Origin of the sequence: Pseudomonas edaphica, assembly GCF_005863185.1 — a bacterium.
In the GTDB taxonomy this organism is placed as follows: Bacteria; Pseudomonadota; Gammaproteobacteria; order Pseudomonadales; family Pseudomonadaceae; genus Aquipseudomonas; species Aquipseudomonas edaphica.
The window spans coordinates 1-7,161 of record NZ_VBVZ01000314.1 but is presented as its reverse complement, the minus strand read 5'-3'; the positions used below and the strand labels follow the sequence as shown (position 1 = coordinate 7,161).

The following is a 7,161-nucleotide window of genomic DNA, read 5'->3' as shown; positions in this document are numbered from 1 at the left end:
CACTTCGACAATGGCGTGGTCACCACGCCCAAGGGCTTCAAGGAAGCTTTCGCCCACTACGTGGAAGGCGGCTGGCATGGCGTGGCGGCGGACCCGGTCTACGGTGGCCAGGGCTTGCCGCTGTCCCTGGGCCTGGTGCTCAGCGAAATGATCGGCTCCAGCAACACCTCCTGGGGCATGTACCCGGGTCTCACCCACGGTGCAATGTCGGCGATCCACGCCCACGGCACCGAGGAGCAGAAAGCTACGTTCCTGAGCAAACTCACCGCCGGCGAATGGACCGGCACCATGTGCCTCACCGAAACCCATTGCGGCACCGACCTGGGCCTGATCAAGACCCGCGCCGTGCCCCAGGCGGATGGCAGTTACGCGGTCACCGGCAGCAAGATCTTTATCTCGGCCGGCGAGCACGACATGAGCGCCAATATCATTCACTTGGTGCTGGCCAAACTGCCGGACGCCCCGGCGGGCACCAAAGGTATCTCGTTGTTTATCGTGCCCAAGTTCCATGCCGATTCAGGCGAGCGCAACGCGGTGCACTGTGGTTCCATCGAGCACAAGATGGGCATCAAGGCCTCGGCCACCTGCGTGCTGAACTTTGACGGCGCCAAGGGCTTTTTGATTGGCGAGGCGAACAAGGGCCTCAATTGCATGTTCACCATGATGAACCACGCGCGCCTGGGCACTGGCATGCAGGGTTTGTGCAATGGTGAGGCGAGTTTCCAGGGCGCGATCAAATACGCCAACGACCGCCTGCAAATGCGCGCGCTGACCGGCGCCAAGGCCCCGGATAAAGCCGCCGACCCGATCATCGTGCACGCCGACGTGCGGCGCATGTTGCTGACCATGAAGGCCTTCAATGAAGGTAATCGGGCGCTGACCTACTTCACCGCGCAACTGCTCGACACCGCGCACTTGAGCAGTGACGCCGCCCAACGCCAGGAGGCCGAAGATCTGTTGGCGTTCCTCACACCTATCTGCAAAGCCTTTATGACCGAAACCGGGCTGGAGGTGACCAACCACGGTATGCAGGTGTTCGGCGGCCATGGCTACATTCGCGAATGGGGCATGGAGCAACTGGCGCGTGATGCGCGGATTGCGCCGATCTATGAAGGCACTAATGGCATCCAGGCGCTCGACTTGCTGGGCCGTAAGGTCCTGGGCAGCCAGGGCAAGTTGCTGCGCGGGTTTACCAAACTTGTGCATAAGTTCTGCGCAGCGAATGCCGAGCACCCGCAGCTCAAGGCCCAGGTTGAGCAGCTCAACCAACTGAACCAGCAATGGGGCGAGCTGACGATGAAGGTCGGCATGGCTGCCATGAAAAACCCGGATGAAGTGGGCGCGGCGGCGGTGGATTACTTGATGTACAGCGGTTACATCATTCTGGCGTACCTGTGGTTGCGCATGGCCATTGCGGCCCAATCGCATGACGACGCAGCGTTCGCCCAAGCCAAATTGGCCACCTGCGATTTCTACTTCAAGCGCTTGTTGCCGCGTACTGCAACGCACCGCGCCGCTGTGGAGGCGGGCAGTGAGTGCTTGATGAGCTTGCCTGCGCAGTTGTTTGCGCTTTAGGTGCGATTGATTCACTGCGGTCAAAATGTGGGGCTGGCTTGCCTGCGATGGCATCAACTCGGTGTAACTGATCAACCGAGGTGCCCGCATCGCAGGCAAGCCAGCTCCCACAGAAGTCCATATTGGATTCGTGATGTGACCATTAAATACCTAATGGTCACTAACGGACCCTATGTGTCTCAAATGTTGTTCGGTTACACTCGAAGCCTGTAAAACCGATCCTATCGAATCACTTTTCCTGTTCTCACGAGGTTTGCCATGGCTGATTACAAAGCGCCGCTGCGTGATATGCGCTTCGTCCTCAACGAAGTTTTTGAGGTCGCCAACACTTGGGCCCAATTGCCGGCATTGGCAGACACCGTAGATGCCGAAACCGTTGAGGCAATCCTTGAAGAAGCCGGCAAGGTCACGGCCAAATCCATCGCGCCGCTCAGCCGTAATGGCGACGAGCAAGGTTGCCGTTGGGCGGACACTGCCGTCAGCACGCCGGATGGTTTCCCACAGGCTTATAAGACCTACGCCGAAGGTGGCTGGGTGGGCGTCGGCGGCGACCCGATCTTCGGCGGCATGGGCATGCCCAAGGCCGTCTCGGCGCAGGTTGAAGAGATGATCAACTCATCGAGCCTGGCGTTTGGCCTTTACCCGATGCTGACCTCCGGCGCCTGCGTCTCCATCAACACCCACGCCAGCGAAGCGCTCAAGGCTACCTACCTGCCGAAAATGTATTCGGGTGAGTGGGCAGGTTCCATGTGCCTGACGGAAGCGCACGCCGGGACTGACCTGGGCATTATCCGCACCAAGGCTGAGCCTCATGCGGACGGGTCCTACACCATCAGTGGCACCAAGATCTTTATCACCGGCGGCGAGCATGACCTCACCGACAACATCATCCACCTGGTGCTGGCCAAACTGCCGGATGCACCGGCCGGGCCAAAGGGCATTTCGCTGTTTCTGGTGCCGAAGTTCATGGTCAATGCCGACGGCAGCCTGGGCGCGCGCAACCCGGTGAGTTGCGGCTCCATCGAACACAAGATGGGCATCCAGGCATCCGCGACCTGCGTGATGAACTTCGATGCAGCCGTGGGTTACCTGGTGGGCGAGCCGAACCGTGGGTTGGCGGCGATGTTCACCATGATGAACTACGAGCGTTTGGGTGTGGGTATCCAGGGCCTGGCGTCGGGTGAGCGCTCTTATCAAAACGCGATTGAATACGCGCGCGACCGTCTGCAAAGCCGCTCGCCGACCGGCGCCCAGGCCAAGGACAAAGTGGCCGACCCGATCATCGTGCACCCGGATGTGCGCCGCATGTTGCTGACCATGAAAGCCTCGAACGAAGGCGGTCGTGCGTTCTCCACCTATGTGGCCACGCAATTGGACATCGCCAAGTTCAGTGAAGATGCCGCCGCTCGCGAACGTGCAGACAACCTGGTGGCGCTGCTGACACCTGTTGCCAAGGCCTTCCTCAGCGACCTTGGCCTGGAAACCACCGTGCTCGGCCAGCAGATCTTTGGCGGCCACGGCTACATCCGCGAGTGGGGCCAGGAGCAGTTGGTGCGGGATGTGCGCATCACGCAGATCTACGAAGGCACCAACGGCATTCAAGCGCTGGACTTGATGGGGCGCAAGATCGTTGGCAGTGGCGGGGCGTTCTACACCTTGTTCGCTGACGAGATCCGCCAGTTCATCGCGGCTTCAGGCGCCGAGTTGAGCGAGTTCACCCAACCGCTCAGCGCTGCCGTGGATAACCTGGATGAGTTGACCGCCTGGGTGCTGGACCGCGCCAAGACCAACCCGAATGAAATCGGCGCGGCTTCGGTTGAGTACCTGCACGCCTTTGGCTACATGGCCTATGCCTATATGTGGGCGCGCATGGCCAAGGCCGCGCTGGGCAAAGAGGCTGAGGAAGACTTCTACGCCAGCAAGCTGGGTACCGCGCGCTTCTACTTTGCCCGCCTGCTGCCGCGCATTCATTCACTGAGTGCGTCGGTAAAAGCCGGTAGTGAATCATTGTTTTTGCTGGATGAAGCACTGTTCTAAGGGCTTGGAGGGCGTGTAAGCATTCTCTTACATGACGTGCTGCTATTCGTCCTCTATCGCCAAATTGGATCCACGGATAATCTACTTCACATGGACGTCGCGCAGGAAGCGCAAAGCAACAACACGGACACGTAGGATTCTGCCAGGATGGCGGAGTGAAATGGATGTCAGGGAAACAGTCTGCAAAGCCCCGCTTCGGCGGGGTTTTCTTTTGCCCGCGAAAAAGTCAGGCGCCTGCCTGTGGGGCATTCATTACGTCTTCGAGCAGGGTGCGCAATAACGCCACCGTCGCTTGTTGGCGCTGCACATCGCGGCACACCAACCCCACTTTCAGCGGCACCCTGGGTTCACTCAAGGGCTTCCACAGCAGTGCCTTGCTGTTGTGTTCATCCTGGGAGCGCCCCGGCAATACGGTGGCGAGCTGGGTATGAGGCAGGCTATCGAGAATCCCTGCCATCGTATTCAACTCCGCCTGCACTTGTGGCCGTCGTCCTAAATTGGATAACTGGCCTTGCCAGATCTGGCGCACCTGAAACTCTTCCCCCAACAGCAGCATCGGCAACTCCGCCGCCTGTTTCAGCGAGACTTTCTTGAATTCCCGCAATGGGTGGTCTTCGGGGATGACGACCTTCAGTTCATCTTCGTACAGCAACACGCCGGTTAACCCCGGCTGACGGGGAGGCAAGTAGCTGATGCCGATATCCAGCGAACCGTTGAGCAAACGCCGCTCAATTTCAATCCCGGTCAACTCATAGATCTGCACCACCAGATGCGGTTGGGCTTTGCGCACGCGCTCGAGCATCTGCGGGACCAGGCTGGTGTGCACGGTTTGCAGCACGCCAATGGCCAAGGTGCGCATCGCCTGGCCCTTGAAGTTGCGCAAGGCCTCGACGGCTTGCTGCATGCCGTCGATCAGCGGCAAGGCGTGGTTGTACAAGGTGTGTGCCGCCAGTGTCGGCAACAGGCGCTTGCTGCTGCGCTCGAACAGGCTGACATCCAGGTTCTGCTCCAGCTGGCGAATCTGTTGCGACAAGGCCGGTTGCGAGATCGACAAACGCTCGGCGGCACGGCCCACGTGGCCTTCCTCATACACCGCGACGAAATAACGCAGTTGCTTGAAATCCATAAGACTTACTTATCGAAAAAGCTGGAAAATCGAAATGGCCGATGGCCCCTCGGACGCCTAGTCTAGCGCCTATTCGCAGGGCTTACAGGGCCGGATCGGGCAATGAACAGCGTTTATGTTGATAGCATTTACATAGGCAAGGCAAAAAACCTCAAGGGTGTGTTTGTACGGGGCGTCGACCAAGGCCCGGTTGCTATTGGGGGTGAGCTGTGAATCTGTTTCGTCGCCCTGCGCCGAGCCTGGACGATTTGATCGTGAACGCGCGCCATGACGGCTTCAGTAAATCCCTGATGCCGACTGTGGCAAGGCCCGCGCAGGTGTTTGTGCGTGGCCAGGGCTCCTGGCTCTGGGACAGCGACGAGCGCGCCTATCTGGATTTCAGCCAAGGCAGCGCCGCCAACAGCCTCGGTCATAGCCCGCAGGTATTGATCAAAGCCCTGGCCGATCAGACTCATATGCTGATCAACCCTGGCAACGGCCTGCACAACCGCGCCCAACTGAACCTCGTCGATCGGCTGTGCGATCACACCGGCAGCGACCAGGGTTACCTGCTCAACAGCGGCTCGGAAGCCTGTGAAGCCGCGATCAAACTGGCGCGTAAATGGGGTCAGCTGCATCGCGGTGGTGCCTATCACATCATCAGCGCCAGCAGCGGTTGTCATGGTCGAAGCTTTGCGGCATTGGCAGCCTCGGCGAGTGCCGGCGGCAACCGTTTTGAGCCGCAACTATCGGGCTTCAGCCATGTGCCCTTCAACGATTTGCCGGCGCTGCATGCAGCCGTCGATGCCCAAACAGTTGCCATCATGTTGGAGCCGATCCAGGGTGAAGCTGGCGTCATTCCCGCTACCGAGCACTATTTGAAGGGCGTCGAGCGCCTGTGCCGCGAACTGGGGATCCTGCTGATCCTCGATGAAGTGCAAACCGGCATTGGCCGTTGCGGCAGCCTGCTGGCTGAACAACAGTACGGCGTGCGTGCCGACATCATCACCCTCGGCAAAGGCTTGGGCGGCGGTGTGCCGTTGGCGGCGTTGCTGGCGCGCGGCAAGGCTTGTTGTTTCGAAGCGGGGGAACTGGAGGGTACGCATCACGGCAATGCTTTGATGGCGTCTGCCGGTGTTGCCGTACTCGACACCGTGCTGGAAAGCGGTTTTCTTGAACAGGTACGCGAATCCGGCCTGTACCTGGGAGAAGGCCTTGCCCGGCTGGCCTATCGATACGGCCATGGGCAACTACGCGGCAACGGACTCCTGTGGGGCCTGACGCTGTCAGATGATTCTGCGGATGCCGTGGTAAAGGCCGCATTGCACGAAGACCTGATCCTTATCGCCCCGCAACCCGACTGTTTGCGTTTTACTCCAGCCTTGAACGTCAGCAAAAGCCACATCGACGAAATGCTCCTGCGCCTGGCGCGCGCGTTCTCCCGCGTGCGTACCGCCCAACTGCAATGTCGCAAGGGCATCGCCGTTTAACCTCTTATTCCTGAACCGTCTCGCGGCATACGCGGCGCCTCCAGCCTGATTCTTTTGGCTGGGGGCGTTTTTTTGTTCGTGAAATTTTTGGATTGAAAACGTTGATTGAGCATCCGTGAAAACAATGGCTTTATCAGTCAAAAAGATTTGATTTGGTTTCGGGCGATGGCAAAAACTTATGAAAGCTTAAACGACACACAAGTCCAGCAATTACTGGATTTAAGGGAGTTTGTGGAGATTCATCATGATCAAAAAATATGAAAGTGAAGCGCTGGAGTCGATTCATAAATCTGCCGTAGCACTTCATTCAATTGGAGCAATCAGCAAAACCACCCTCCGAGAATATGACGAAGCGTGCTTATCGGCCGTCCCTGAACAAATTCCGGCCGAGCAGATCAAGCAGCTGCGTGAAAGCAGTCATGTCAGTCAGCCCGTTTTCGCTCGCTACCTCAACACCAGCGCCTCCACCGTGAAAAAGTGGGAGTCCGGCGAAAAACAACCCAGCGGCATGGCGCTCAAGTTACTGAGCATCGTACAGAAACACGGCCTGGAGATTCTGGCCTGAAGATGGCCCAATGCCAGATCCCACTGAACCCTCACGAACGCCCAAGGTCGATTAGCTACACGGCTCACACGAGCCGATTTTTTGGAGCTTACCCATGGACATCATTCGTATCATCATCGCTATCCTGCTGCCGCCATTGGGTGTGTTCCTGCAAGTGGGTTTCGGCGGCGCGTTCTGGCTGAACATCCTGCTGACCCTGTGCGGTTACTTCCCCGGTATCATCCACGCGGTGTACATCATCGCCAAGCGCTGAGGCCGTCAGCCTTTTGCGATGAGCCGTGAATTGCGCTCGTTGCGAAAGGCCAACTGCTCGATGGTCTGGGTGGCATGCTCGGCTTCTTCCCGCGCCTTGAGGATGATGCCGTGCTGCTCGGACTTGCTGCACACCG

7 protein-coding genes and 1 pseudogene are annotated in these 7,161 nt (G+C 58.7%); 6 read left to right on the top strand and 2 right to left on the bottom strand.

The window, feature by feature from the left end:
- A partial coding sequence (locus FEM54_RS19780; RefSeq protein WP_138452594.1) for an acyl-CoA dehydrogenase C-terminal domain-containing protein occupies positions 1-1,575 on the top strand: 1,575 nt, incomplete at its 5' end.
- A 258-nt stretch (positions 1,576-1,833) separates the two neighbouring features.
- Complete coding sequence (locus tag FEM54_RS19770) at positions 1,834-3,612, top strand: acyl-CoA dehydrogenase C-terminal domain-containing protein (RefSeq protein ID WP_138452590.1); 1,779 nt, start codon at positions 1,834-1,836, stop codon at positions 3,610-3,612.
- A gap of 226 nt (positions 3,613-3,838) precedes the next feature.
- Here the strand turns inward: FEM54_RS19770 and FEM54_RS19765 are convergent, their stop codons facing one another.
- Positions 3,839-4,738 carry a LysR family transcriptional regulator gene (locus tag FEM54_RS19765; protein ID WP_017138036.1) on the bottom strand — a complete coding sequence of 300 codons (900 nt, stop codon included), beginning with the start codon at positions 4,736-4,738 and terminating at the stop codon, positions 3,839-3,841.
- A 209-nt stretch (positions 4,739-4,947) separates the two neighbouring features.
- Between FEM54_RS19765 and FEM54_RS19760 the strand changes: the two genes are divergently transcribed.
- From FEM54_RS19760 to FEM54_RS19750, 4 genes are all read left to right on the top strand, one after another.
- Complete coding sequence (locus FEM54_RS19760) at positions 4,948-6,207, top strand: aspartate aminotransferase family protein (protein WP_138452588.1); 1,260 nt, start codon at positions 4,948-4,950, stop codon at positions 6,205-6,207.
- 105 nt (positions 6,208-6,312) lie between these two features.
- On the top strand, positions 6,313-6,468 hold the full coding sequence (locus FEM54_RS34090) for a hypothetical protein (RefSeq protein ID WP_157786506.1): 156 nt from the start codon (positions 6,313-6,315) through the stop codon (positions 6,466-6,468).
- Positions 6,452-6,772: a helix-turn-helix domain-containing protein gene (locus FEM54_RS19755; RefSeq protein WP_017138039.1), complete on the top strand. Its 321-nt coding sequence runs from the start codon at positions 6,452-6,454 to the stop codon at positions 6,770-6,772. Before FEM54_RS34090 ends, FEM54_RS19755 begins: the two co-directional genes overlap by 17 nt.
- Before the next feature lie 94 nt (positions 6,773-6,866).
- Positions 6,867-7,025 carry a YqaE/Pmp3 family membrane protein gene (locus FEM54_RS19750; protein WP_003194776.1) on the top strand — a complete coding sequence of 53 codons (159 nt, stop codon included), beginning with the start codon at positions 6,867-6,869 and terminating at the stop codon, positions 7,023-7,025.
- Between the two features lie 5 nt (positions 7,026-7,030).
- Here the strand turns inward: FEM54_RS19750 and FEM54_RS19745 are convergent.
- Positions 7,031-7,161: pseudogene (locus tag FEM54_RS19745) on the bottom strand (pyrroloquinoline quinone biosynthesis protein PqqE); the annotation flags it as partial.

Excerpts from the sequence above, each read along its gene's own strand:
- FEM54_RS19765 (WP_017138036.1), bottom strand. The coding sequence starts at position 4,738 with ATGGATTTCAAGCAACTGCGTTATTTCGTCGCGGTGTATGAGGAAGGC.
- FEM54_RS19755 (WP_017138039.1), top strand. The coding sequence starts at position 6,452 with ATGATCAAAAAATATGAAAGTGAAGCGCTGGAGTCGATTCATAAATCT.
- FEM54_RS19770 (WP_138452590.1), top strand. The coding sequence starts at position 1,834 with ATGGCTGATTACAAAGCGCCGCTGCGTGATATGCGCTTCGTCCTCAAC.
- FEM54_RS19750 (WP_003194776.1), top strand. The coding sequence starts at position 6,867 with ATGGACATCATTCGTATCATCATCGCTATCCTGCTGCCGCCATTGGGT.